22 protein-coding genes are annotated in these 24,561 nt (G+C 63.5%); 6 read left to right on the forward strand and 16 right to left on the reverse strand.

What is annotated here, in order from left to right; translation table 11 throughout:
* Positions 1–17 precede the first annotated feature (17 nt).
* Genes GGD65_RS08785 through GGD65_RS08810 form a run of 6 tightly spaced genes read right to left on the reverse strand, consistent with a single transcriptional unit; the run spans position 18 to position 7,530 of the window.
* Complete coding sequence (locus GGD65_RS08785) at positions 18–830, reverse strand: HAD family hydrolase (RefSeq protein WP_183235027.1); 813 nt, start codon at positions 828–830, stop codon at positions 18–20.
* 22 nt (positions 831–852) lie between these two features.
* Positions 853–1,383: a gluconokinase gene (locus GGD65_RS08790; RefSeq protein WP_092253665.1), complete on the reverse strand. Its 531-nt coding sequence runs from the start codon at positions 1,381–1,383 to the stop codon at positions 853–855.
* A complete protein-coding gene (gene pgl, locus GGD65_RS08795) occupies positions 1,370–2,119 on the reverse strand; it encodes a 6-phosphogluconolactonase (protein WP_183235028.1) in 750 nt (249 codons plus the stop codon). Before pgl ends, GGD65_RS08790 begins: the two co-directional genes overlap by 14 nt.
* Complete coding sequence (gene zwf, locus GGD65_RS08800) at positions 2,119–3,630, reverse strand: glucose-6-phosphate dehydrogenase (RefSeq protein WP_183235029.1); 1,512 nt, start codon at positions 3,628–3,630, stop codon at positions 2,119–2,121. Before zwf ends, pgl begins: the two co-directional genes overlap by 1 nt.
* A 38-nt stretch (positions 3,631–3,668) precedes the next feature.
* Positions 3,669–4,667, reverse strand: a complete 999-nt coding sequence (gene gnd, locus GGD65_RS08805; RefSeq protein ID WP_183235031.1) for a phosphogluconate dehydrogenase (NAD(+)-dependent, decarboxylating) — start codon at positions 4,665–4,667, stop codon at positions 3,669–3,671.
* 13 nt (positions 4,668–4,680) lie between these two features.
* A complete protein-coding gene (locus GGD65_RS08810) occupies positions 4,681–7,530 on the reverse strand; it encodes a bifunctional transaldolase/phosoglucose isomerase (RefSeq protein ID WP_183235032.1) in 2,850 nt (949 codons plus the stop codon).
* Between the two features lie 303 nt (positions 7,531–7,833).
* On the opposite strand from GGD65_RS08810, the gene GGD65_RS08815 reads away from it, so the two are divergent.
* The 4 genes from GGD65_RS08815 (at position 7,834) to GGD65_RS08830 (ending at position 13,572) form a co-directional block, all read left to right on the forward strand.
* Complete coding sequence (locus GGD65_RS08815; protein WP_183230685.1) at positions 7,834–8,499, forward strand: STM3941 family protein; 666 nt, start codon at positions 7,834–7,836, stop codon at positions 8,497–8,499.
* A 297-nt stretch (positions 8,500–8,796) separates the two neighbouring features.
* The gene (locus tag GGD65_RS08820; protein WP_179736362.1) at positions 8,797–10,740 is read left to right on the forward strand and encodes a PrkA family serine protein kinase; all 1,944 of its coding nucleotides are present in this window, start codon (positions 8,797–8,799) and stop codon (positions 10,738–10,740) included.
* A gap of 19 nt (positions 10,741–10,759) precedes the next feature.
* Positions 10,760–12,037, forward strand: a complete 1,278-nt coding sequence (locus GGD65_RS08825) for a YeaH/YhbH family protein (RefSeq protein WP_177237006.1) — start codon at positions 10,760–10,762, stop codon at positions 12,035–12,037.
* Positions 12,034–13,572 (forward strand): SpoVR family protein, encoded by a 1,539-nt coding sequence (locus GGD65_RS08830; protein WP_092253648.1) that lies wholly within the window; start codon positions 12,034–12,036, stop codon positions 13,570–13,572. The genes GGD65_RS08825 and GGD65_RS08830 overlap by 4 nt, the downstream gene beginning before the upstream one ends.
* Before the next feature lie 218 nt (positions 13,573–13,790).
* Here GGD65_RS08830 and GGD65_RS08835 read toward each other — a convergent pair whose 3' ends face one another.
* The 6 genes from GGD65_RS08835 to GGD65_RS08860 all read right to left on the reverse strand — a co-directional run bounded on the left by GGD65_RS08835 (position 13,791) and on the right by GGD65_RS08860 (position 16,639).
* Entirely contained in the window at positions 13,791–14,231 is a 441-nt protein-coding gene (locus GGD65_RS08835; RefSeq protein ID WP_183235033.1) for a DUF1801 domain-containing protein, read from the reverse strand.
* A 14-nt stretch (positions 14,232–14,245) separates the two neighbouring features.
* The gene (locus GGD65_RS08840; protein WP_018318534.1) at positions 14,246–14,440 is read right to left on the reverse strand and encodes a hypothetical protein; all 195 of its coding nucleotides are present in this window, start codon (positions 14,438–14,440) and stop codon (positions 14,246–14,248) included.
* 59 nt (positions 14,441–14,499) lie between these two features.
* Positions 14,500–14,931 carry an SRPBCC domain-containing protein gene (locus GGD65_RS08845; protein ID WP_183235034.1) on the reverse strand — a complete coding sequence of 144 codons (432 nt, stop codon included), beginning with the start codon at positions 14,929–14,931 and terminating at the stop codon, positions 14,500–14,502.
* Complete coding sequence (locus GGD65_RS08850) at positions 14,928–15,251, reverse strand: helix-turn-helix transcriptional regulator (RefSeq protein ID WP_018318536.1); 324 nt, start codon at positions 15,249–15,251, stop codon at positions 14,928–14,930. Before GGD65_RS08850 ends, GGD65_RS08845 begins: the two co-directional genes overlap by 4 nt.
* Positions 15,252–15,530: 279 nt before the next feature.
* Positions 15,531–15,980: a DsrE family protein gene (locus GGD65_RS08855; RefSeq protein WP_183235035.1), complete on the reverse strand. Its 450-nt coding sequence runs from the start codon at positions 15,978–15,980 to the stop codon at positions 15,531–15,533.
* A gap of 38 nt (positions 15,981–16,018) precedes the next feature.
* Complete coding sequence (locus GGD65_RS08860) at positions 16,019–16,639, reverse strand: hypothetical protein (protein WP_183235036.1); 621 nt, start codon at positions 16,637–16,639, stop codon at positions 16,019–16,021.
* 302 nt (positions 16,640–16,941) lie between these two features.
* Here GGD65_RS08860 and GGD65_RS08865 point away from each other — a divergent pair, with 302 nt between their 5' ends.
* A complete protein-coding gene (locus GGD65_RS08865) occupies positions 16,942–18,507 on the forward strand; it encodes an SUMF1/EgtB/PvdO family nonheme iron enzyme (protein ID WP_183235037.1) in 1,566 nt (521 codons plus the stop codon).
* 17 nt (positions 18,508–18,524) lie between these two features.
* Positions 18,525–18,974: a DUF4399 domain-containing protein gene (locus GGD65_RS08870; protein ID WP_020508690.1), complete on the forward strand. Its 450-nt coding sequence runs from the start codon at positions 18,525–18,527 to the stop codon at positions 18,972–18,974.
* Here GGD65_RS08870 and GGD65_RS08875 read toward each other — a convergent pair whose 3' ends face one another.
* The 4 genes from GGD65_RS08875 to GGD65_RS08890 all read right to left on the reverse strand — a co-directional run bounded on the left by GGD65_RS08875 (position 18,975) and on the right by GGD65_RS08890 (position 24,557).
* Positions 18,975–20,030 carry a 2-oxoacid:ferredoxin oxidoreductase subunit beta gene (locus tag GGD65_RS08875; protein ID WP_018318541.1) on the reverse strand — a complete coding sequence of 352 codons (1,056 nt, stop codon included), beginning with the start codon at positions 20,028–20,030 and terminating at the stop codon, positions 18,975–18,977.
* On the reverse strand, positions 20,027–21,874 hold the full coding sequence (locus GGD65_RS08880) for a 2-oxoacid:acceptor oxidoreductase subunit alpha (RefSeq protein WP_018318542.1): 1,848 nt from the start codon (positions 21,872–21,874) through the stop codon (positions 20,027–20,029). The genes GGD65_RS08875 and GGD65_RS08880 overlap by 4 nt, the downstream gene beginning before the upstream one ends.
* Entirely contained in the window at positions 21,844–23,643 is a 1,800-nt protein-coding gene (locus GGD65_RS08885; RefSeq protein WP_183235038.1) for an FAD-dependent oxidoreductase, read from the reverse strand. The genes GGD65_RS08880 and GGD65_RS08885 overlap by 31 nt, the downstream gene beginning before the upstream one ends.
* A 236-nt stretch (positions 23,644–23,879) precedes the next feature.
* Positions 23,880–24,557: a DUF4286 family protein gene (locus GGD65_RS08890; RefSeq protein WP_183235039.1), complete on the reverse strand. Its 678-nt coding sequence runs from the start codon at positions 24,555–24,557 to the stop codon at positions 23,880–23,882.
* Positions 24,558–24,561 lie beyond the last annotated feature (4 nt).

A 24,561-nucleotide genomic window follows, 5' to 3' on the forward strand; every position in this document is an offset into this window, starting at 1 on the left:
TCACAGCAAACTCGGCCTCACCCCACCCCATTCCGCTTCAAGATCATCTCCATCGCTTCGGCAAAACCATCCTGCTCATTGGTCGCGGTGACGTGCGTCGCCTGGTCCTTGACGTTGTCGGTGGCGTTGCCCATGGCGATCGAGATGCCGCTGACGGCGAACATCGCAAGGTCGTTCTGCATGTCGCCGATGGTGGCGACGGCACCGGTCGCAATGCCCAGGCGCCTGGCCATCGCCTCGACGAACGTGCCCTTGTTGAAGCCGGGCGGGGTGATGTCGAGATAATAGGTCTGCGAGCGCACTGCCGTTGCCTCGTTGCCTAGCGCCTCCTGCATCGCCTTCTCGCAAGCCTCGAGCCTGGCGGCGTCGGCGCTGGCGCCGACGATCTTGCAGGTGCTCGAAAGGTAAGGCGAAAAGTCCGTCACGATGGTGGGATCGGAGCGGATCGTATGCTGCTCGTGCGCGACGTATTTACCGCTGGGGTTGTCGATCAGCCACTTGTCGGTGGTGAACAGCCAGATGTCGGCGCCGAACTTGCGGAGGATCTGCAAGGACCGCTCGGCCGCGCTGGCCGGGATTAGGTGCTGCTCGACCGGCCGCATCTCCGGATCGACGATCGAGGAGCCGTTGAACGGGCCGACCGGCAGCCAGAGTGCCAGCGGCTCGATCAGGAAGCGCATGCCGATGGCGGGACGGCTGGAGGTGATGGTGAAGCCGATGCCGGCCTTGTGCAGCCGCTGCACCGCACTCCTCGCGCGTTCCGTCAGCGTCTTGTCCTTGGTCAGCAGCGTGCCGTCGACGTCGGACACTACGAGTGAGATTTGCGTCATGACAGGACCTAACGGTTTTGCCTCAGCGTTTCGCAGTACCCAGTTTCAGCTGCCGCACCACGCCGTCCACGATCGCTTCGACGGTTTCGTCGATTGAGACGGTGATGACGTGCTCGCCCGCCTCCGGCGGCTCCAGCGTGTCGAACTGGCTCGTCAGTAGCCCAGGCGGCATGAAATGCCCCTTGCGCTGCGCCAGCCGTTCGGCGATCAGCTCCTTGGTTCCCTTCAGGAACACGAAGCGGACGTCGTCGCGTCCACGCAGCAGCACGTCACGATAGGTGTGCTTCAGCGCCGAGCAGGCGATGATGATATGCCCGCCCTTGTCGCAAACCTGTGCGATTTCGTCGGCGATGGCGTTGAGCCAGGGCCAGCGGTCCTCGTCGGTGAGGGGATGGCCGGCCCGCATCTTCTCGACATTGCTGGCGGGATGAAAGCCGTCGCCGTCCTCGAAGCGCCAACCGAGCCGCTCGCCGAGTGCTTCCGCAACCGTGCTCTTGCCCGAACCCGACACGCCCATCACGATCAATGCACAAGGTGCTTCAACGCCCGCCACGAATTCCCTCCGGAAGCGCGGCCCTGTCGACCAGCCAGACGGTCTCACCATTCGAGCGCGCGCGTAAGGCCGGCAGAGTCTCGCCATTGACGAGGCGCGTCAAGATCGGCTGCTTGTCATGCCCGGCAATCTCGAACAGCATTTCGTGGCAGGACGCCAAAGCGGGCAAAGTGAGCGAGACCCGTGGCACGAAAGGCGCGACATTGGCCTTGGGCACCCCGACGACCCAGCGTTCGGTCTCCTCGATTTCGGGGAAGCCCGGGAAGAGCGAGGCGGTGTGGCCGTCGGGGCCGGCGCCCATCAGGACCAGGTCGAACAACGGCCGCGCCGGATCGAGACTTTCAGAACCGTAGAAGGCCTGCAGCTCGCGCGCATAGGCCTCAGCGCTTCGGTCCGGATTGTCAGCCGTGGTCGGGATCGGGTGGATATGGCCGGAGGGCGCATTGCGGTCGAGAAAGGCCGCGCGCGCGACCGCCATGTTGTTGAGCGGATCGCTCTCAGGCACGAAACGTTCGTCCCCGATGAACCAGTGTACGCGGTCCCACGGGATCTTGCCGCGGCAGGGGTCGCTGCCGAGCAATTGATAGAGCTGCTTCGGGCTGGAGCCGCCGGTGAGGCAGATCGCGATGCGCGAGGGGTTGGCCGTGATCCGCGCCATCACCCGTTCGGCCGCGGCTTGCGCCAGCGCCCCGGCGTCGGCCGCGACGATCAGCTCCGGCAGTCCGGCCGCCGCCATCACGAAAATTTCCGCCAGCTTCGTCCGTCGCGCCGGAGCAGCTCGTCGGCGCAGGCCGGGCCGTCGCTGCCGGCTTCATAGGTCTCGATGCCGTTGGTGCCCGCGCTTTTCCAGGCGTCCAGGAACGGCTGCACTGCCTGCCATCCGGCCTCGATGCCGTCGGCGCGCTGGAACAGGATGTTGTCGCCGATCATGCAGTCGTAGATCAGCGTCTCGTAGCCGGTCGAGGGATCGGCGCGGAAATAGTCGCCGTAGCGGAATTTCATCTCGACGCCGTCGATGGTGACGCTCGGCCCCGGGATCTTGGCGTTGAACTGCAGCTCGATGGTCTCGGTCGGCGCGATGCCGATGGTGAGAAAATTCTGCGACAGGCGATCGACGGTCGTGCCTGAGAACATCGACAGCGGCGCCTGCTTGAACTTGATCGCGACTTCGGTGCGCTTGTGGCCCAGCGCCTTGCCGGTGCGCAAATAGAACGGCACGCCGGCCCAGCGCCAATTGTCGATCATCAGTTTCAGCGCAACAAAGGTCTCGGTGCTGCTGCCGGGCTTGACGTCCTGGGTCTTGTGGTAGTCCGGGATATCGTCGTCGCCGACGCGGCCCGCGAGATATTGCGCGCGGACCGAGTTTTTCAGCGCATCCTCCCGGCTCGGCTGCTGGATCGAAGTGAGCACCTCGGCCTTCTCGGAGCGCACGGAATGGGCGTCGAAGCGCGCCGGCGGCTCCATCGCCACCAGCGACATCAGCTGGAACAGATGGTTCGGCACCATGTCGCGCAGCGCGCCGGTGGCGTCGTAGAAGCCGCCGCGATGGCCGACGCCGAGCTTCTCCTCCACCGTGATCTGGATGTGGTCGATGTGGTTGCGATTCCAGATCGGCTCGAACATGCCGTTGGCAAAGCGCAGCACCAGGATGTTCTGCACGGTCTCCTTGCCGAGGTAATGATCGATCCGGTAGATCTGGTGCTCGTCCATAATCTTCAGCAACTCGGCGTTCAGCGCCTTGGCCGAGGCGAGGTCGGTCCCGAACGGCTTTTCGATCACCAGCCGCCGCCAGGCGCCGTTCTCCTTCATCATGCCGGTGCGGCCGAGCTCGCGCGCCGTCGGTGCGAACGCAGTGGGCGGCGTTGCCAGATAGAACAGCCGGTTGCCGCCGGTATCCTGCGCGCATTCCAGCGAATCCAGGTGCTCGCGCAGGCGATCGAACGACGGCGGGTCCTTCGGATCGGCCTCGACGAAGGTCACGCATTCCAGCAGCTTCTTTGCGATGTCGTCGTCCACGGGACGGGTCGCGAACTGGCGCAGTCCCTTCAACAGGCTGTTGCGCAGTTCGTCATCCGACTGCCCGCTGCGGGCCACGCCGACGACGCAGAACTTTTCCGGCAACAGATGCTCGGCCGCCAGATTGTAGAGCGACGGCATCACCAGCCGATGAGTGAGGTCGCCGGTCACGCCAAAGATGACGAAGGCGCAATTTTCCGGCTTGCGCTTTACTTGCGGGTCTTTTGTCACGAATTGTCGGCCTTCGCTTAGTTACGCTTACTGAGCTCTTATTTGGGCTTCGCGGCGCCCGGCTGCTTCGGCTCCTTGTGACCGCCAAAACCTGCGCGCATCGCGGAGAGAATTTTTTCGGCGAAGGTGTGTTCCTGGCGGGAACGGAAACGTGTGTAGAGCGCCGCGGTCAAAACTTCGGCCGGCACGGCCTCGTCGATCGCCGCATTCACGGTCCAGCGTCCTTCGCCGGAATCTTCGACGAAGCCGGAATATTCCGTCAGCTGCGGACTGTCGGCGAGCGCCGTCGAGGTGAGATCGAGCAGCCAGGACGGGATCACGCTGCCGCGCCGCCACACTTCGGCGATGTCGGCGAGATCGAAATCGTAGCGGTGATCTGCCGGGAGAGCCGCGATGTTGGCGTTCTTGAGGATGTCGAAACCTTCGGCATAGGCCTGCATCAGGCCGTATTCGATGCCGTTGTGGATCATCTTGACGAAGTGGCCGGCGCCGACCGGGCCGGCATGGATGTAACCCTGCTCGATGCGGGGATCGCGGCCCTCGCGTCCTTCCGTGCGTGGAATGTCGCCGGTGCCGGGCGCCAGCGCGGCGAAGATCGGATCGAGCCGGTCGACCACCTGCTTCTCGCCGCCGATCATCATGCAATAGCCGCGGTCGAGGCCCCAGACGCCGCCCGACGTGCCGACGTCGACATAGTGGATGCCGCGTTCCTTCAGCGCCTTGCCGCGGCGGACATCGTCCTGCCAGAAGGTGTTGCCGCCATCGATGATGACGTCGCCTGCCTGCATCACGCCCGCGATCGTGTCGATCGTGGTCTCGGTGATGTGCCCCGCAGGCAGCATCACCCAGGCCGTGCGCGGCCGCTCAAGCTTCGAGATGAAGTCTTCGAGCGTCGAGGAGCCGACCGCGCCGTCCGCGGCAAGGCCCGCTACGGCCTTGGCGTCCTTGTCATAGACCACGGTCGAGTGTCCCTGGCGCATCAGGCGGCGAACGATGTTGCCGCCCATTCGGCCGAGGCCGATCATGCCGAGTTGCATCTGCGATATTCCCTTAGTTCAGCGCGTCGTTGAGTGCCGCATTGAGTGCCGCGAGACCCTTCTTGAGTCCGCCCTTGAGGTGCACGCGCAGCGCGCGCCGGCCGCGTTCGGTGAGCACGTCGAAATCGCCGCGTGCCTGCGCCGCCTTGATCACGCCGAAGCTGGCCTTCTGGCCCGGCACCGCCAGGTCCTTGGCATCATCGGCGGTAATCTGGAGGAACACGCCAGTGTCGGGCCCGCCCTTGTAGGCTTGCCCCGTGGAGTGCAGGAAGCGCGGTCCGAATTCGGCACAGGTTGCAACTTGCCGCTTCTCGCGGACCTCTAGCCGCATGGCCTGAAGCGCGTCGATGGTCACCTTGTCCCGGGCGATGTAGCCGAGCAGGGCGACATAGTCGCCGTGGTTGGAGCGCTCGAGATGCGCCTTGAGCCACGAGGTGAGGTCGCCGTTGGCGCCGGCGGCGCGCAGGGCGGTGGCGTTGGCCTCGTCGGTGTAGAGATCGGCCTCATCGGTGCTGACCACCGGCTGCTCTTCCGGCAAGGCGCCGGTCTTCTCGAACGACGCCGTGAGCTCGCGGGTCCTGATCTTGGCGGCTTCCACGTCCGGCTGGTCGAACGGGTTGATGCCGAGGATCGAGCCCGCCACAGCGGTCGCCATCTCGAAGCGGAAGAACTCCTGGCCGAGATGGTCGATCGACTTCATCACGATGCGCACGACGGGGTGGCCGGCCGCTTCGATCGCGGCAAGCTTGGAGTCATGGGCGGCATCCGCTTCGCCCTCGACGCGGATGTCGATGAAGAACCGATCGTTGCCGTAGACGGAAGGATCGCCAAGCGGCTCGCCCTCGATCGGGATCAGGCCCTTACCTTCCTTGCCGGTCGATTCCGCGATGAGCTGCTCGGCCCAAGCGCCGAAATCGGCGATCTTCTTCGACGACAGGATCGTCACCTTGTCGCGGCCTTCGAGGCCGGCGAGGCCGATGGCAAGGCCAAGCTGCACGCCCGGATTTTCGCTCGGCGGCACGTCCGGTCCGCAGGAGCGCGCCATGGCCAGCGCATGCTTGACGAAGGTCTTGACGTCGATGCCGGCGGTCGCCGCCGGCACGAGGCCGAACGGCGACAGCACGGAATAGCGTCCGCCGATCGAGGGCTCGCCATGGAAGATGCGGGCGTAGTTCAGCTTCTTGGCGGCCTTCTCCAGCGATGAGCCGGGATCGGTCACCGCGATGAAGCGGAAGCCGGTCTTCGCCTTCGGGCCGAGTGCTTGCGCAACGCGCTCATGGAAATAGTCCTTCATCGCGTTCGGCTCGGTGGTGCCGCCGGACTTGCTGGAGACGATGAACACGGTGTTGGCGATGTCGATCCGGGCCTCCATCGCCCGCACCTGCGCCGGATCGGTGGAATCCAGCACATGCAGCCTCGGGAAGCCGGGCTTTTTCCCAAAAGTCTCGGCCAGCACTTCCGGCCCGAGGCTCGATCCGCCCATGCCGAGCACGACGGCGTCGGAGAACTTCTGCCCCTTCACGCGGCCGGCGTAGTCCTCGTAATCGGCAACGTCGGCCTTGGCGGGGCTGTCGAGCCAGCCGAGCCATTTGTCCTCGTCCGTGCCGGTCCAGACCGACTTGTCGCGCTGCCACAGCCTGCGGATCTTGGCCGACGCCCGCCATTCCTCGGTGCTCTTGGTAACGGCCTTGCCGAGCCCGTCGCCGAGCGAGAGAGACTGGCGGTCCAGCGCGGGCCCAAGCACCGTGGCGCGCTTGTGGGCGACGGCGCCGTAGAGCTTGTCGGCGGCGTCCGCGAACAGCTTGACGCCGTCCTTGACGAGCTCCTCGGTGATGGCGTCCAGCGAGACGCCGGAGCGCTCCAGCTCTTCCAGCACGCGGTAGGCGTCCTCGACGTTCTCTTCCAGGCTGTCGCGCGGCTTGCCGTGGTCGCGGAACGCATCCAGCGTTGCCGGCGGCACGGTGTTGATGGTGTCTGGACCGATCAGCTCCTCGACATAGAGGACGTCGCTGTAATCCTTGTTCTTGGTGCCGGTCGAGGCCCACAGCATCCGCTGCGGCTTGGCGCCCTTGGCGGCGAGCTTGTCCCAGCGGGGACCCGAGAACAGGCGCTTGTAGTCCTGGTAGGCGACCTTGGCGTTGGCGATCGCGACCTTGCCCTTGAGCGCGGCGAGCCGCTCCTTCTCGGACGGATCGTTGGCGCGGGCGATCTTGTCGTCGAGGTGCTTGTCGACCACGCTGTCGATACGGCTGACGAAGAAGCTGGCCACGCTCGCGACATGCGAGGGGTCGCCGCCGCCTGCGACGTATTTTTCGAGGCCGGCGATGTAGGCTTCGGCCACCTGGAGGTAGACCGCCTTGGAGAACAGCAGCGTGATGTTGATGCTGATGCCGTCTCCGATCAGCTGCTCGATCGCCGGCAGGCCTTCCGGCGTCGCCGGCACCTTCACCATCAGGTTCTTGCGACCAACATCCTTCCAGAGCCGGCGAGCCTCAGTGACCGTGCCTGATGTGTCCATGGCGAGATAGGGCGAGACCTCCAGGCTGACATAGCCGTCGCCGCCCTCGAGGCGGTCATAGACCGGGCGCAGCACGTCGGCTGCATTCTGGATGTCCTCGATCGCGACGGCCTCGAACAGGTCGGCCACGGTCCGGTCGCCGCGCTTCAGCGCCTTGCCGATCGGGGCGTCATACTCGTCCGAGCTGCCGATCGCCTTCTCGAAGATCGAGGGGTTGGAGGTGACGCCCTTGACGCCATCGGTCTCGATCAGCCGCTTCAGGTCGCCCTTGGCGATGAAGCCGCGGGCCAGGAAGTCCAGCCAGACGGCTTGTCCGTGCTTTTCCAGTTCTTTGACGGGATTCATGATGCTTATTTATCTCCAAGCCTGCGGGCGAGGGGTTTCCGCGCCGGTCCTGACGCGCTATCCTCTAGCTTACATGCACCCGGGAGGGAACCAATCAAGGGTACAGGCGTCATACCTCCAGTGTAACTCCGTCGCGATCATGGCGATCCGGGCGGGAGTAGCGGTTGTTGCGTAAAAAGTCGTTGGCCGAAGGTTCGGCCGGGTCTCGTTGCGTTATGCCGGCCGCTTCGTCGTCAGCCAGTGGCTGCGTGGAGTGCCATCAGCGGATTCCGGTCCGTCTGGTGCATCGTGGTTCGGCCGCGAATGGCCATGCTGGGGAAGAGCATGCACGCCCATCCTGAAGGTCTGGCGTTTGGTGTCGCCGACAGCCAGCAATCTGCCATGACCATCGACGCATCCCGCGATCTCGAAATCAGGCGATGCGCGACGCGGTTGCGGCTGCTGGTCGCGGCGGGCTTTGCGATGACCCTGCTCAGCGCCAGCCTCGCCTTCGACTTGTGGGACGGTTTGGGCGACTACGACACGACGCTCGGCTATGCCGGCGTCGCGCTGTTCGGCCTGGTGACCTGTTGGCTGATCTGGATGCTGCCCGCAGAACGGGGGGCGGTGGTGGTCGTCACCCCCTACGGCATCCGCGATCTCCGCATCGGCAATGAATTTCTGCCGTGGGATTCGATTGCAGAGATTTCGGCTGAGGAAAGCCGCGGCCACAAGATGATCGTGCTGACGCCGACGCCGGCCTTGCAGCAGCAGCTCTGCGGCATCCGCGATTTGGCCCGTTGCGTGCGAAACGATCGTATCGTCATCCTGTCGGACGGCCTGGCGACCGATTTTGATACATTGCTGCGCGCTTGCCGCGACTGTCACGCTGCCAGCACTCCGCGCGCCGCATTGCAGCAGGAAGATGAACGCGGCACCCAAGGTGGAAACCAAGGCGGCGCTCAAGGCTTCGCCGTACAAGCGTCATAAGATCGCCGCTCGCAGATCGCTATGCTGCAACGCCGGATGGACTCATCCCCGGTAACGCCCGGATGTTGCGACTGAGTGACATTTTCTGGAAATGAGCCAATATAGACAGAGATTCGCACAAAATACGGGCAGGTGCCTGTTCGTAACTCAACGAGTGCCTACGTTGTGCGTTGCGTGGTGTCGGCACCCGGGTGTCCAATGATCGTCATGTGCTCACGCTGATTCGAAACGGCCTGAGGAACGGTCCGGTAACTGCTTTCGTTTCAGCTTGTAGCGGAACTCACGCGGAGAGGGATCATGTACAACGATTCTCTATTCAACGCTTTCGCTCGGTCGTTCGAGGCGAGAAGCCAGCACGACATGTCGATGGCGGAATATCTGGAATCGTGTCGAAGCGATCCCATGAAATACGCGAACGCGGCCGAACGACTACTAGCGGCGATCGGCGAGCCCCAGACGATTGACACGGCCAAGGACCCACGCCTTGGCCGTATTTTTTTGAACCGCACGATCCGCACCTATCCGGCCTTCGCCGGCTTCTACGGCATGGAAGAAACCATCGAGCGCATCGTTGGTTTCTTCCGCCATGCGGCGCAGGGCCTAGAGGAGCGCAAGCAGATCCTCTATCTGCTCGGGCCGGTCGGCGGCGGCAAATCCTCGCTCGCCGAGCGGTTGAAGTCGCTGATGGAAGTGCATCCGATCTACGTGCTCAAGGCCGGCGACGAGCTCTCGCCGGTGTTCGAGAGCCCGCTCAGCCTGTTCGATCCCGATCATCTCGGGCCGATGCTGGAAGAGAAATACGGCATTCCGCGCCGTCGTCTCACCGGCCTGATGAGCCCGTGGTGCTACAAGCGGCTGGAAGCCTTCGGCGGCGATATCTCCCAGTTTCGTGTCGCAAAAATCCAGCCGTCGCGGCTGCGCCAGATTGCGATCTCCAAGACCGAGCCCGGTGACGAGAACAACCAGGACATCTCCTCGCTGGTCGGCAAGGTCGATATCCGCAAGCTCGAGACCTACGCACAGAACGATCCCGACGCCTACAGCTATTCCGGCGGCCTCAACCGCGCCAACCAGGGCGTGCTCGAGTTCGTCGAGATGTTCAAGGCGCCGATCAAGATGCTGCACCCGCTGCTGACCGCGACGCAGGAGGGCAACTATATCGGCACCGAGAACATCGGCGCGATTCCGTTCACCGGCGTCATCCTCGCGCACTCCAACGAGGCCGAGTGGGCAAGCTTCAAGGCCAACAAGAACAACGAAGCCTTCATCGACCGCATCTGCGTGATCAAGGTGCCTTACTGCCTGCGCGTCACCGAAGAGCAGAAGATCTACGAGAAGCTGATCCAGGGTTCCGAGCTCGCGTCGGCGCCTTGCGCGCCTTCGACGCTGGAGACGCTGGCGCGGTTCTCGGTGATGTCGCGCCTGCGCAAGCACGAGAACTCCACCCTGTTCGGCAAGATGCGGGTCTACGACGGCGAGAGCCTGAAGGAATCCGATCCGAAGGCGCGCAGCGTCCAGGAATATCGCGACGCCGCCGGCGTCGACGAGGGCATGGACGGCGTCTCCACCCGCTTCGCCTTCAAGATCCTGGCTGCGACCTTCAACCACGATCCGCAGGAGGTCGCCGCCGACGCCGTGCATCTGATGTACGCACTGGAGCAGTCGATCCGCCGGGAGCAGCTGCCGGAGGAAGTCGAGAAACGCTATCTCGAATTCATCAAGGCGGATCTGGCGCCGCGCTACGCCGAGTTCATCGGCAACGAAATCCAGAAGGCCTACCTGGAATCCTACTCGGATTACGGCCAGAATCTGTTCGACCGCTACGTCGACTATGCCGACGCCTGGATCGAGGACCAGGACTTCAAGGATCCCGACACCGGCCAGCTGCTCGATCGCGAGCTTTTGAACCAGGAGCTGACCAAAATCGAGAAGCCGGCGGGCATCGCCAACCCCAAGGACTTCCGCAACGAGGTCGTCAAATTCTCGTTACGCTCGCGGGCCCAGAACGGCGGCAAAAATCCGACCTGGACCTCCTACGAGAAGATTCGCGACGTGATCGAAAAGAGGATATTCTCGCAAGTCGAGGACCTGCTTCCGGTCATCTCTTTCGGATCGAAGAAGGACGGCGAGACGGAGAAGAAGCACGGCGAGTTCGTCGCACGCATGGTGGAGCGTGGCTACACCGAGCGTCAGGTTCGCCGACTCGTCGAATGGTACATGCGTGTGAAGCAGGCCGGTTGAGGCGGATGGTAAAGTGCCCATTCACATTATTGACAGGCGCCTGAATCCAGGCGGCAAGAGTCTTGAGAACCGCCAGCGGTTCTTGCGTCGGGCCAAATCCCTGGTGCAGGGCGCCGTCAAGAAGACCTCGCAGGAACGCGACATCAAGGACGTCCTGGAGGGTGGTGAGGTCACGATCCCGCTCGACGGCATGCACGAGCCGCGCTTCCGCCGCGAAGGCGGAACGCGCGACATGGTGCTGCCCGGGAACAAGAAGTTCATCGAGGGCGACTATCTGCAGCGCTCCGGCCAGGGCAGCGCCAAGAATTCCGGTCCGGGCGAAGGCGACAGCGAGGACGCCTTCCGCTTCGTGCTCTCCCGCGACGAGTTCGTCGATCTCTTCCTCGACGATCTCGAGCTGCCGGATCTCGCCAAGCGCAAGATCGCGCAGACCGAGAGCGAGGGCATTCAGCGCGCCGGCTACACCACGTCGGGCTCGCCCGCCAACATCTCGGTGAGCCGGACGGTGAAGCTGGCGCTCGCCCGCCGCATCGCGCTCAAGCGTCCCCGCAAGGAAGAGATCGAGGAACTGGAAGCCGCGATCGCCGCCTGCACCGACGAGGACGAGCTTGAGGTGCTTCTCGCCCAGCTCGAGAAGCTGAAGGCGAAGACCAAGCGGATTCCCTTTATCGATCCGCTCGACATCCGCTACCGCCGCTTCGAGACGGTGCCGAAGCCGGTGGCGCAGGCGGTGATGTTCTGCCTGATGGACGTGTCGGGCTCGATGTCCGAGCACATGAAGGATCTCGCCAAGCGCTTTTACATGCTGCTCTACGTGTTCCTGAAGCGCCGCTACAAGCATGTCGAGATCGTCTTCATCCGCCACACCGACCGCGCCGAGGAGGTCGACGAGCAGACCTTCTTCTATGGCCCGGCCTCGGGCGGCACGCTGGTCTCGAGCGCGCTGCAGGCGATGCACGAGATCGTGCGCGAGCGCTTCAATCCGTCGGACTGGAACATCTACGCCGCGCAGGCCTCCGACGGCGACAATTCCTATTCCGACGGCGAGCTCACGGGGCTGCTGCTGACCGACAAGATCCTGCCGGTCTGTCAGTTCTTTGCCTATCTCGAGGTCGGGGAATCCGGCGGCAGCGCCTTCGATCTCTCCGACTCCTCGCTTTGGACTCTCTACGACCGCCTGCGCAACAGCGGCGCACCGCTCTCGATGCGCAAGGTCAGCGAGCGCAGCGAGATCTTTCCGGTGTTCCACGATCTATTCCAGCGCCGCGAAACTGCCCAGGAGAAAGCCGCTCCATGACGGAACGATTGTTCGAAGGCGCGGATTGGGATTTCCACACCTTGCAGCGCATCACCGATGCCTGCGAGGCGGTGGCGACGAAGGATCTCGGGCTCGACGTCTATCCGAACCAGATCGAGGTCATCACCGCCGAGCAGATGCTGGATGCCTACTCCTCCGTCGGCATGCCGCTGTTCTACAAGCACTGGTCGTTCGGCAAGCAATTCGCTTACCATGAGGCGTCCTATCGCAAGGGCCTGATGGGGCTCGCCTATGAGATCGTGATCAACTCCTCGCCCTGCATCTCCTATCTGATGGAGGAGAACACGGCGACGATGCAGACCCTGGTGATCGCGCACGCCGCTTTCGGTCACAACCACTTCTTCAAGAACAATTACCTGTTCAAGCAGTGGACTGACGCCGACGGCATCCTGGATTATCTCGACTTCGCCAAGACGTATGTCATGCAATGCGAGGAGCGCTACGGCCGCGTCGAGGTCGAGCGGACGCTCGATGCCGCGCATGCGCTGATGTCGCACGGCATCGACCGCTATCCCGGGAAGAAAAAGCTGGATCTGCGCGCCGAGGAGAAGCGGGCAGGGCGCCGTCGCCAGCACGAGGAGGAGGTCTTCAACGACCTCTGGCGCACAGTCCCCAAGGGCGCGGCCAAGAGCCGGTCCGCGCTCAGCATCGAGCGCCGCCGCAAGCTGCTCGGCCTGCCGCAGGAAAACCTGCTCTATTTCCTGGAGAAGAGTGCGCCGCGACTGGCGCCATGGCAACGCGAGCTGCTGCGCATCGTCCGCCACATCGCGCAATATTTCTATCCGCAGAGCCAGACCAAGGTGATGAACGAGGGGACGGCGACTTACGTCCACTATCGCATCATGACCAAGCTGCACGAGCAGGGCCGCATCACCGACGGCAATTTCCTCGAATTCCTGGGATCGCACACCAATGTGGTGTTCCAGCCCGAATTCGACGACCCGCGCTTCTCCGGATTCAACCCCTATGCACTCGGCTTTGCCGTGATGCAGGACATCGAGCGCATCGTCACCAAACCGGAGGACGAGGACCGCGAATGGTTCCCCGACATCGCCGGCAAGGGCGATGTGATGGGCGTGCTGCGCGACGTCTGGGCCAACTACCGCGATGAAAGCTTCATCGCCCAGTTCCTGAGCCCGAAGCTGATGCGGCACTTCCGCATGTTCCATCTGCACGACGATCCCGAGGAGCGCGCCGGCATCCGGGTCGATGCCATCCACGACGAGCGCGGCTTCCGCCGCGTCCGCCGCGAGCTGGCACGGCAGCATGATGTCGGCTTCATCGACGCCAATATCGAGGTGGTCGACGTCGATCTCTCCGGCGACCGCCGGCTGATCCTGCACCACCACGTCATCAAGGGCTCGCAACTCAACGAGACCGATGCCAAGCGGGTGCTGCAGCACCTGGCCGATCTCTGGACCTACGACGTCGCGCTGATCGAGGTCGATGCCAACGACAAGGTCATGCGCGAATACGTCGTGAGCCCGCGTCCGATCCCGGCGGCGGTGGCGTGAGGGAGGCGGGCAATTATGCGGGCAACAAGCGAGATGCGCGTTGATGTGCCCTCGCCCCTTGTGGGAGAGGGCGGCGACGCCGGGAGATACAAGCTCGCTTGGGTGAGGGGTATCTCTCCGCACCTTTACGTGTCGAAGGAGACCCCTCATCCGGCGCTTCGTGCCACCTTCTCCCACAAGGGAAGAAGGAAGAGATTCGCGGCTGGATAACGGCTGTTCTACGCCGGCCGCTTCTTCGCCGCCTTCTTCTTCGACCCATTCAGCTCAACCGCCGCGCGGATCAGCGCCTTCAACGCCTTCTCGTTGATCTTCTCGCCTTCGCGAATGTCGATCGCGCGCCGCACGTTGCCGTCGAGGCTGGAATTGAACAGGCCGGCCGGGTCGTCCAGCGCGGCGCCCTTGGCAAAAGTCATCTTCACCACTTCCTTGTAGGTCTCGCCGGTGCAGATGATGCCGTCGTGCTCCCAGACGGGAACGCCGCGCCATTTCCATTCCTCGACGACCTCAGGATCGGCCTGCTTGATCAGGCCGCGGACCCGCGCCAGCATTTCGCCGCGCCAGTCGCCGAGCTCCTTGATCCTGCCGTCGATCAGCTGGGAGGGCGACGGCCCAGTCGCGTCTTTCGTGCTGCTCTTCTTCGCCGCTACTGCCTTCTTCATCGTCTCGCCTCGCATCACGCGTTGCCGCGGCGGCCGAGATAGGGCAGCGCGAACAGATAGAGCCCGGTCGCCAGCAGCGGGATCAGCGGGACGAGCGCCAGGAAGCCTATCCAGACCGCCTGGAGCTGCATGGTCATGGCGACGATGTTGGCGATGACGGCGAGCGTGAAAGCCATCGACAGCCAGCGATGGATCTGACGAATCCACATGTCTGTGCTCACTGGGGTCTCCCTCTAGAAATGATTGGAATGGATACGGCCGGCCGGGGCTATTCCTCCCGCGCCAGCACCTCGTCCAGCTTGGCAAGGAACTGCTTCCAGCCGGCATGCGCGCCGCCGTAAGCCTGCTTTTGCGTCGGGCTGAAGCCCGCCTGCTCGACGCGTAAGTGAGTGCCCGCGCCGGTCGGCGTGAGCGTGAAGGTCACGACGCTCCTGAGGTCGAACGCGGCGTCCTCATGCGAGAAATTCCAGGTGTAGGCGAGCGTCTTCTGCGGCTCGATGGTGAGCACCTCGCAGTCCAGCACGCCGCCCCATTCACCGCGAAGATTGAAGCGATGACCGACTGACGGCTTGAAGTCGTTCTTCATCAGCCATTCCTCGATCAGATGCGGCTGCGTCAGCGCGCGCCAGAGCCGCTCGGCCGGGAAGGCGAATTCGCGCTCGACGACGACGGGGCGTGTTTCGCTTGAGGCTTCGGTCATTGGTCCATCCTCTTCAGGAGATCGTCGAGTGCGTCGAGCCGCCTCTGCCAGAATCCGGTCATCTGGCTGGTCCAGTCGCGCAGCGGATCGAGTGCGCCGGGCTGCGCGCTGTAGTGGGTCTGCCGCCCCTCATGGCGGTCCCGCACGAGGCCGGCCAGCTTCAACGCTCCGAGATGTTTCGAGACGGCCGGCTGGGAAACGCCGGATCTCACGGTCAGGGCCCCGACCGTCTGCTCCCCCTCGCGGCACAGCCGCTCGAAGATCGCCCGCCTTGTGGGGTCGGCGAGCGTCCGGAACAGGAGGTCGGGGGCGAGAGACATGGGAATCCATAACCAGGAAGTTATGGGTTCACTCATAACCGCGGGGTTATGGGTGAGTCAAGCGGGATGAAGATGAGTTTGGGGGGCGCTGCGAACTCCGCCTTACCTCTCCCGCTTGCGGGAGAGGTCGGCGCGTCCGGCGATGCAAAGCATCGACCCGCGCGCCGGGTGAGGGCTTTTTCCTCTAGGGGATGGTCCCTCTGCGGAGCCACCATGTCCCCAACCCTTCCCCGCAGGCGGGAGAGGGAGTGCACTTGTCGTGTGGGTAAGAAGCAGCCCCTACGGCCGCAGATAAAGATAACCCTGCGACTGCAGCTCAGCCAAACGAACCACGCCGCCCTTTTCCGCGCTGACGAAGCCCGGCAGCAGCTCGGTCAACGTCACGTTCTGCGCCTTCATCGTGTTGCCGCAGGCGGCGAGCTCGACGCCGTCCTTGGAGAATTCGCCGACGCGCTTGCTGATGTCGGGGTTCGCCTGCGCCGAGTGGAATGCCTTCAGCGCCGGCCCGTGGATCACCAGCGCGATCGTGACGTGATCAGGACCGCCGACGCCGTCGATGTGGTTCTGGATGTTGCCGAGCACGAAGTTGACCTTCTCGGCATCGCTGAGATGGTAGACCACTTTCAGCTTGTCGCCCGCGCCCGCTCCCGTCGCGGCTTTCGCGCCGGAGGCACCGAATGCCGCGCCGAGGGCCGAGATTGCGCTCCACAAGATGTTCCGCCGGTTCATGGCGATCTCCCTGGACTGACTTTGCCGGAGACATATCATCATTTGTGGCGGAGCGCGGCGAGTTCCTTGCGGTCGGTCACCAGCGAAGCGCACTCGCTGTTGTCGGTGCGATCAAGCCGAAAGATCCTGTCGTCGGCACCGCCGACCAGCGACCGCTCGGCCTCGTCATCCGGCTTGTTGTTCTGCCAGACCCGGACCCGTTCGAGCCGCACGATCGTCGACTTGTCGTCTTTGGACAGCGCAACGCCGATGCCACCGCCTTCGCAATCGACACCGCAACCGAGGCGAACCTCGTTGCCGTCCTTGGTGAATACGGCGTGGTTGCAAGAACCGCTGGAGTCGAAATCGCCGGAGCGATGGCGGTACCTGAAACCGAGGCGGAAGGAATTGTGCAGCTCCTTGTCTTCCTTGTCCAACTCGGCCGAGATCAGCAGCTTCATCGAAGCGACCTTCTGCTTCGGATGCCGCGCCAGGTGCTCCGCATCGTAGCGGCGGACGAAGCAGGCATAGGCCTTGTTGCCGGGGGCGGCAGCATACATGCGCGTGTTGAAGGTCTCGGCCTCGGCCTTGCTGGCTTCGCGGACGTCATCAGCCTCTTCCGCGTGGGTCGTACTGATGAGTGCGGCAACGGCGAGGGCAGTCAGGAGAGAAAGCTTCATGATGGCCTCGAACGCAGGAGCGAGCTGTAGGCTTTAGACGCGGCCCAGGTGCGACGCGTTCAACCCGCGCAAGTCGTACATGATCATCACAGCGCGGAGCGGGATGGACAGTTCCAGGCACGGCGTTAGTCACCGGGAGGGCGAGGAAGGTTCAACCGATGCGACGCCTTCGCCTTCCGGAACTCGATCCCTGCGAGTCCTTCGACATTGCTCCATTTCATCAATGTGATAGCCTTCACAGACGATCGCCTTTAGCGGTCGTAAGCTGGGGCTGCCTTTGTAGGTTTGTGGAGTCCCCCGCAATGGGCGAAATTCGCAACTTCAGATCCGGAAATCAGGACGAGCCGCCTCCACACGGCCCCATGCCTCGTCGCCTCGCGGCGATCATTGTCGGCGACATCGCTTCCTACAGTCGCATCATGCAGGCCGACGAGGAGGGCACGCATGTCCGCGTCAAGCGGATCGAGCGGGATATCATCCAGCCCAGCATCGTCGAGCACCATGGCACGCTGGTGAAGACGACGGGCGACGGCTTCATCGCCATCTTCGACAGTCCTGTCGAGGCCGTTCGATGCAGCATCGTCATCCAGCAGAATCTCATCGGCCGCAACGCCCCGCTTCCCAAGCATTCACGGCTCGAATACCGGATTGGCGTCAATCTCGGCGACGTCATCGTGGAGCCGGACGATGTCTACGGCGACGGGGTCAACATTGCCACACGTATCGAGGGTATCGCCGAGCCCGGTCACGTCTATATCTCAGGCGCGATCTACGAGCAGATCAAGCACAAGGTGGTGTGCGGCTATGAGTCGCTCGGGGACCGCAAGGTCAAGAACATCACGGATCCGGTGCGCGTCTATCGCGTGCTACCGGACGCAGACGCGGTCGGCAGGACGCGCGGCCGGCGCGAGAGCATGCTGCTCTTTCTTCTGATCATGGCATTGCTGGTGATTGCCGGCTACGTGCTTTGGTACGTGCTGGTGCAGCACCGCAGCCAAGTGGGGCAACAGGCTGCCGCTCCTCCGATCGCGGCGCCGTCGGCTTCGCCGATGCCGCAATCCGTTCCGTCGTTACCGAGCCCGCCGGTACCGGCGCCTCAAGCTGCACCCGCGGCTTCTCCGTTGCCCACAACGACGCCGTCGCCCGCAGCATCGCCTTCACCATCTCCGGCATCCGCTCCATCGGTGACGGCGGTCCGAGAACCCGAGATGATCCCCATTCGCGGCGGCAGCTTTGCGATGGGAAGCAATGACGATCCGACCGAACGTCCTGTCCACCAGGTCACGGTCAAACCGTTCTCGATCGGCAAATATCCGGTGACGGTGCAGGAATGGAACGAATGCGCGGCTGCAAAGGCGTGCGGCTTCACCGCCACCGGCAAAGAGGATGCGCCGATCGGCAATGTGAGCTGGACCGACGCGCAGCAATATGCCGCCTGGCTCGCGCAGGCGACGAAGAAGCCTTACCGGCTTCCGAGCGAGGCCGAATGGGAATATGCCGCGCGCGGCGGCACGCAGAGCAAATATTGGTGGGGCGACAAGCTCCAGCCAGGCATGGCCGGCTGCAAGGATTGCGGTGACCTCGCGGCCGAGCAGCCGGCGAAGGTCGGCAGCTTCAAGCCGAATCCGTTCGGCCTCCACGACATGGGTGGCGGTATCGATCAGTGGGTCGAGGACTGCTGGCACAGGACCTATCAGGGCGCACCCACTGACGGCTCGGCATGGGGTGGCGGCGACTGCAGCTCGCACGTTCTGCGCTCGGGCTCGTGGAAGAATGATGCGAGATATGTGAGGCCATCCAACCGCGATGGTTACGACACCAATGTCCGTTACCCCACGCATGGATTCCGCGTCGCGCTCAGTCCGTAAGTGCTGGAGTGGATTTGATGAAGATCATTCATTGTGTCGCACTGGCGACTGCGATCGCAGTGCACCCGGGCGCAGCCTGCTCGCAGGGAAAGACGGCGCCAAAGGACGCAAAACTCTATTTCATCACGCCGCACGATGGGCAGAAGGTTCGCGGTGGATTCTGGGTCCGGTTCGGCCTGCGCAACATGGGCGTGACGCATGCCGGCGACGATTACCAGAATGCCGGTCATCATCATCTGCTGGTCGACGTCAACGATCCCATCGATCCCAAGGAGCCGATCCCGCAGGACAAGTCGCACCTGCATTTCGGCGCAGGGCAGACCGAGACCATGCTGGACCTTGCGCCGGGGACTCACACCCTGCAACTGGTGCTCGGCGACGCCAAGCACTATCCGTTCGAACCGCCGGTCGTGTCGGAGAAGATCACGATACGCGTCAGGTCGCCGGCTTCGGCGCGGAGCAAATGATCATCGCAGGCTGGCGTTGATCTTGTCCAGCACCGCCGAGCCCGGGCACAGGGTGTCCGCTTCCAGCGTGTTGAGCGGCGTCTCGACCGTGTTGAGATGCTCGTGCAGATCTTCCGCGTCGGGGTCGACGTAAAGGAGACCGGTGACGATCTGCCCCTTGGCGGCGTGCCGCGCAAGGAAGGTCTGGGCGCCCAGCCGGTCATGCGGATCGTAGTCGGCGTCGATCTTGCGCAGCGCGATCTTGCTGCCGTCATGCTGCTCGACCATTTGCACCGTGCCCGGCGCGTAGTCCACCGCGATGGGATCGCGGCCGACCAGCACGTCGAGGCGGTTCACGGCGTCGTTGTGCTCGCGGACATAGTCGAAGCTCTTGGTCGAGCCGGCGTGGTTGTTGAAAGCGATGCAGGGGCTGATGACGTCGATGAAGGACGCGCCCTTGTGGCGGATCGCAGCCGCGATCAGCGGCACCAGCTGGGTCTTGTCGCCGGAGAAGCTGCGCGCCACGAAGGTGGCGCCCAGCTGCAATGCGATCGCAACGAGGTCGATGGCATTGTCGGTGTTGGTGACGCCCTTTTTGGACTTCGAGCCGCGGTCGGCGGTGGCCGAGAACTGGCCCTTGGTCAGGCCGTAGACGCCGTTGTTCTCGACGATATAGGTCATGTTGACGCCGCGCCGGATCGAGTGCGCGAACTGGCCGAAGCCGATCGAGGCGGAATCGCCGTCGCCGGACACGCCGAGATAGATCAAATCGCGGTTGGCGAGGTTGGCGCCGGTCAGCACGCTGGGCATGCGGCCGTGCACGGAGTTGAAGCCGTGCGAATTGCCGAGGAAATAATCCGGCGTCTTCGAGGAGCAGCCGATCCCGGAGATCTTCGCCACCCGGTGCGGCTCGATCGAGAGCTCGTAGCAGGCCTCGATGATCGAAGCCGTGATCGAATCGTGACCGCAGCCGGCACACAGCGTCGAAATCTTGCCCTCGTAGTCGCGATGGGTGTAGCCGAGCTCGTTCTTCTTCAGCCCCGGATGATGGAATTTTGGCTTTGCGATGTAGGTCATGACACGGCCTTGCGGAGCGGGGTCACCTTGAGGTGATCCTGATGGTCGCCAATGGCTTTTGCGATGAAGCGGGCGGTGATCGGCGAGCCGTCGTAATGCACGATCGGCACGAGGCGCACCGGGTCGATGCCGTTCTCGTTGACGATAAGCTGGCGGAGCTGGCTGTCGCGGTTCTGCTCGACGACGTAGACGAAATCGTGCTCGGCGAGAAAGCTCGCCACGCTCGAATGGAACGGGAAGGCGCGGATGCGCAGGCGGTCGAGCTGATGCCCGCGCGCTTCCAGAAGGCCGATCGCCTCGTCCATCGCCGGCGACGTCGAGCCGAAATAGATCACGCCGTATTTGGTCGGCCGTTCCGCATTGGCCTGCAGCGGTCGCGGCACCAGGTCCTGCGCGGTCTCGAACTTGCGCATCAGGCGCTGCATGTTGTCGGCATAGACCGAGCCTTCCTCGGAATAGCGCGCATAGCGATCACGCGAGGTGCCGCGGGTAAAATAGGAGCCCTTGGTCGGGTGCGTGCCGGGATAGGTGCGGTAGGGAATGCCGTCGCCGTCGACGTCGAGATAGCGGCCGAAGTCGCGGCCTTCCTCCAGCATCTCCGCGGTCATCACCTTGCCGCGGTCGTATTGCTTGGCATCGTCCCATTTCAGCGGACGGCAGAGCCGGTGATTCATGCCGATGTCGAGGTCGAGCATCAGGAAAATCGTGGTCTGGATCCGCTCGGCGAGATCGAACGCGGCGGCCGCGAATTCGAAGGCCTCGGCGGGATCCTCGGGGAACAGCAACACATGCTTGGTGTCGCCGTGCGAAGCATAGGCGCAGGCGATGATGTCGCATTGCTGGGTGCGGGTCGGCATGCCCGTGGAGGGGCCGGCGCGCTGGATGTTCATGATCACGGCCGGAATCTCGGCGAAGTATGAGAGGCCGATGAATTCGGTCATCAGGGAGATGCCGGGGCCCGATGTCGCGGTGAAGGCGCGGGCGCCGTTCCAGGAGGCGCCGATGACGATGCCGATTGAAGCGAGCTCGTCCTCGCCCTGCACGATGGCGTATTTCGCCTTTCCGGTTTCAGGGTCGTGCCGGTACTTCTTGCAATGGGCGGTGAAGGCCTCCGCCACCGACGAGGACGGCGTGATCGGATACCAGGCGCATACCGTGGCGCCGCCATAGACGGCGCCGAGCGCGGCGGCGCTGTTGCCTTCGATGAAGATGCGGTCGCCGACCTTGTCCGACTTTTTCACCCTGAGGCCGAGCGGGCATTTCAGGTTCTGCAGCGCCCAGTCGCGCCCAAGATGCAGCGCGTGGACGTTGGAGGAGAGCAGCTTTTCCTTGCCCTTGTACTGCTCGCCGATCAGCTGCTCGATCAGCTTCGGGTCCATGTCGAGCAGCGCCGAGAGCGCGCCGAGATAGATGATGTTCTTGAACAGCTGGCGCTGGCGCGGATCGGTATAGGTCGAGTTGGTGATGGCGGTGAGCGGCACGCCAATCACGGTGATATCGTCGCGGAATTTGGTCGACGGCATCGGCTTGGTGGAATCGTAGAACAGATAGCCGCCCGGCTCGATGCCGGCGACGTCCTTGTCCCAGGTCTGCGGATTCATCGCCACCATCATGTCGACGCCGCCGCGGGCGCCGAGATGGCCGTCCTCGGTCACCCGCACCTCGTACCAGGTCGGCAGGCCCTGGATGTTGGAGGGGAAGATGTTGCGTGGGGAGACCGGAACACCGTGGCGCAGGATCGCGCGCGCGAACATCTCGTTGGCGCTGGCCGAGCCCGAGCCGTTGACGTTGGCGAAGCGGACGACGAAGTCGTTTACGCTGCTGATCGGCTTTTTGTCGGGCATGTCGAACCTGCGTGAGTCATGTCGATGAAATACTTCTGCATGTCCCAGGCGCCGGTGGGACACCGCTCGGCGCACAGCCCGCAATGCAGGCAGACGTCCTCGTCCTTCACCATCACGCGGCCGGTCTTGAGATCCGAGGAGACGTAGAGGTCCTGGTCCGGATGCGGCGAGGGCGCCTTCAGGCGCTGGCGCAGATCGCTTTCTTCTCCGTTGCCCGTGAAGGTGATGCAATCCATCGGGCAGATGTCCGCGCATGCATCGCACTCGATGCAGAGCGAGGTCGAGAATACGGTCTGCACGTCGCAGTTCAGGCAGCGCTCGGCTTCGCCCAGCGCCAGCTTGACGTCGTAGCCGAGCTCGACCTCGGCGCGGATGTCCTTCAGCGCGATCACCTTGTCGCGATGCGGCACCTTGTAGCGCTTGTCGATCGAGATGTCGTTGTCATAGCTCCATTCGTGAATGCCCATCTTCTGCGATGAGACATGCACCTCAGGCAGCGGCCGCTCGGTGATGTCCTCGCCCGAGAGCATCTTGTGGATCGACAATGCGGCGTCATGGCCATGCGCGACCGCCCAGATGATGTTTTTGGGGCCGAACGCGGCATCGCCGCCGAAGAACACTTTTGGATTGGTCGAGACGAAGGTCTTGGGATCGACCTTCGGCATGTGCCATTTGTCGAACTCGATGCCGCAGTCCTGCTCGATCCAGGGGAAGGCGTTCTCCTGGCCGACCGCGACCAGCACGTCGTCGCAGGGAATGGTCTGATCGGGATCGCCCGAAGGCACGAGGTTGCGGCGGCCTTTGGCGTCATATTCGGCTTTGACGTGCTGGAAGGTGACGCCGATCAGCTTGCCGGCGACGTGCTTGAATGCCACCGGCACCATGTAGTTGAGGATCGGAATATCCTCGTGGAGCGCGTCCTCCTTCTCCCACGGCGAGGCCTTCATCTCCTCGAAGCCGGAACGCACGATCACCGTAACTTTCTCGCCGCCGAGCCGGCGCGCGGTGCGGCAGCAGTCCATTGCGGTGTTGCCGCCGCCGAGCACGATCACGCGCTTGCCGATCTTGTCGATATGGCCGAACGAGACCGAGGCCAGCCATTCGATGCCGATATGGATATTGCCAGCCGCTTCCTTGCGGCCGGGAATCTCGAGCTCTCGGCCGCGCGGCGCCCCAGAGCCGACGAAGATCGCGTCATATTTCTCCGCGAGCAGCGACTTCATGCTCTCGATGCGGTGGCCACCTTTGAACTCGACGCCGAGACCCAGGATGTAGCCGGTCTCCTCGTCGATCACCGAATTGGGCAGGCGGAATTTCGGGATCTGCGTGCGCATCATGCCGCCGGCTTCCGGATCGGCATCGAATACGGTGCAGTGATAGCCGAGCGGCGCGAGATCGCGCGCCACCGTCAGCGAGGCCGGACCGCCGCCGACGAAGGCAACGCGCTTGCCGTTCTTCGGTGCAGGGCGCGGCAGGCGCTGCTTGATGTCGTCCTTGAAATCGGCGGCGACACGCTTGAGCCGGCAGATTGCGACCGGCGTCTCCTCGACGCGTCCGCGGCGGCACGCCGGCTCGCATGGACGATCGCAGGTGCGTCCCAGAATTCCGGGAAACACGTTCGACTTCCAATTGATCATGTAGGCGTCGCTATAGCGGCCTTGTGCGATCAGTCGGATATATTCGGGAACCGGGGTGTGCGCAGGACAGGCCCATTGGCAATCGACCACTTTGTGAAAGTAGTCGGGGGCCGCGATATCGGTCGGTTTCATTCCTACCCTGTCCGCGCAGGCTCAAAGACCCGGCGGCCTCTTCTGAGCTTGGCGAACGCTTAACGCGCTGCGATCTGGTTTCTGAATGACGTCATTGGGTTAGCTTATTAGAACCTTTCCGAAGTACAACGGCAAAGTTCGGTGCGTCCCCGCTTTCATGGGAGCTACGCGCGCACAGCATTAACGGCCGCGCGCGATGCGCGTGCGGTGCAATATGTTGCGATGCAGATGGTTGTTCAGCCGGGCGCGATGTCGCTCTTTGCGAGGTCCCACATCAGGCCGTAAGTGCCGACCGAGACGGGCAGCGGGAAGGGCGATGCAGCAGGGCCGGTGAAGCGCTCGGCGATCACGGCCGAGACCGCGCCGACATGCGTGCCGTCGATCAGCACGAACCAGTCGCGTGCGCCTTCGTTGCGTACCGCCGGAATGTCCGCGGTCGCGCCAGACAATTCCGGCTCGCTTTCGAGCAGATGCATCGAGATGATGCCGTCGCGCCGCTCCGGCGCCAGCTTTTCTTGCAGCGCATCACGCCATGCGCCGGCATTGTCAGCTGTGGGCCGCAGCCGCACGAGGCCGAGCGCAGCGCCGCGGCCGGTGCCGTTGCTGATGGTAATGCGCGCGACGACACGGAGCATGTCCTTGAAATGCGCCATGCTTTGCCGCGACCATTCGGTCTGGTTGGCCAGTCGCGCCCGATAGGCGGGACTGTCGAGCACGTCGAGCGTCGCGGTCGAGTACAGCGAGAGATATTTGGGATTGGCGGCATGCGCGACATAGCGCCGCGCTTCCAGGAAACCGTCGATCGCGACGCGCTCTTCCAGATGCTCTCGATCGTACCAGCGATTGAAATCGGCCTCATTGGCTGCGTCGATATTCATCGACGTCAGCAGCATGCCCTTTCCGGCGAGCGGCATTTTC

Origin of the sequence: Bradyrhizobium sp. CIR18, from assembly GCF_014198295.1 — a bacterium.
Lineage (GTDB): Bacteria > Pseudomonadota > Alphaproteobacteria > Rhizobiales > Xanthobacteraceae > Bradyrhizobium.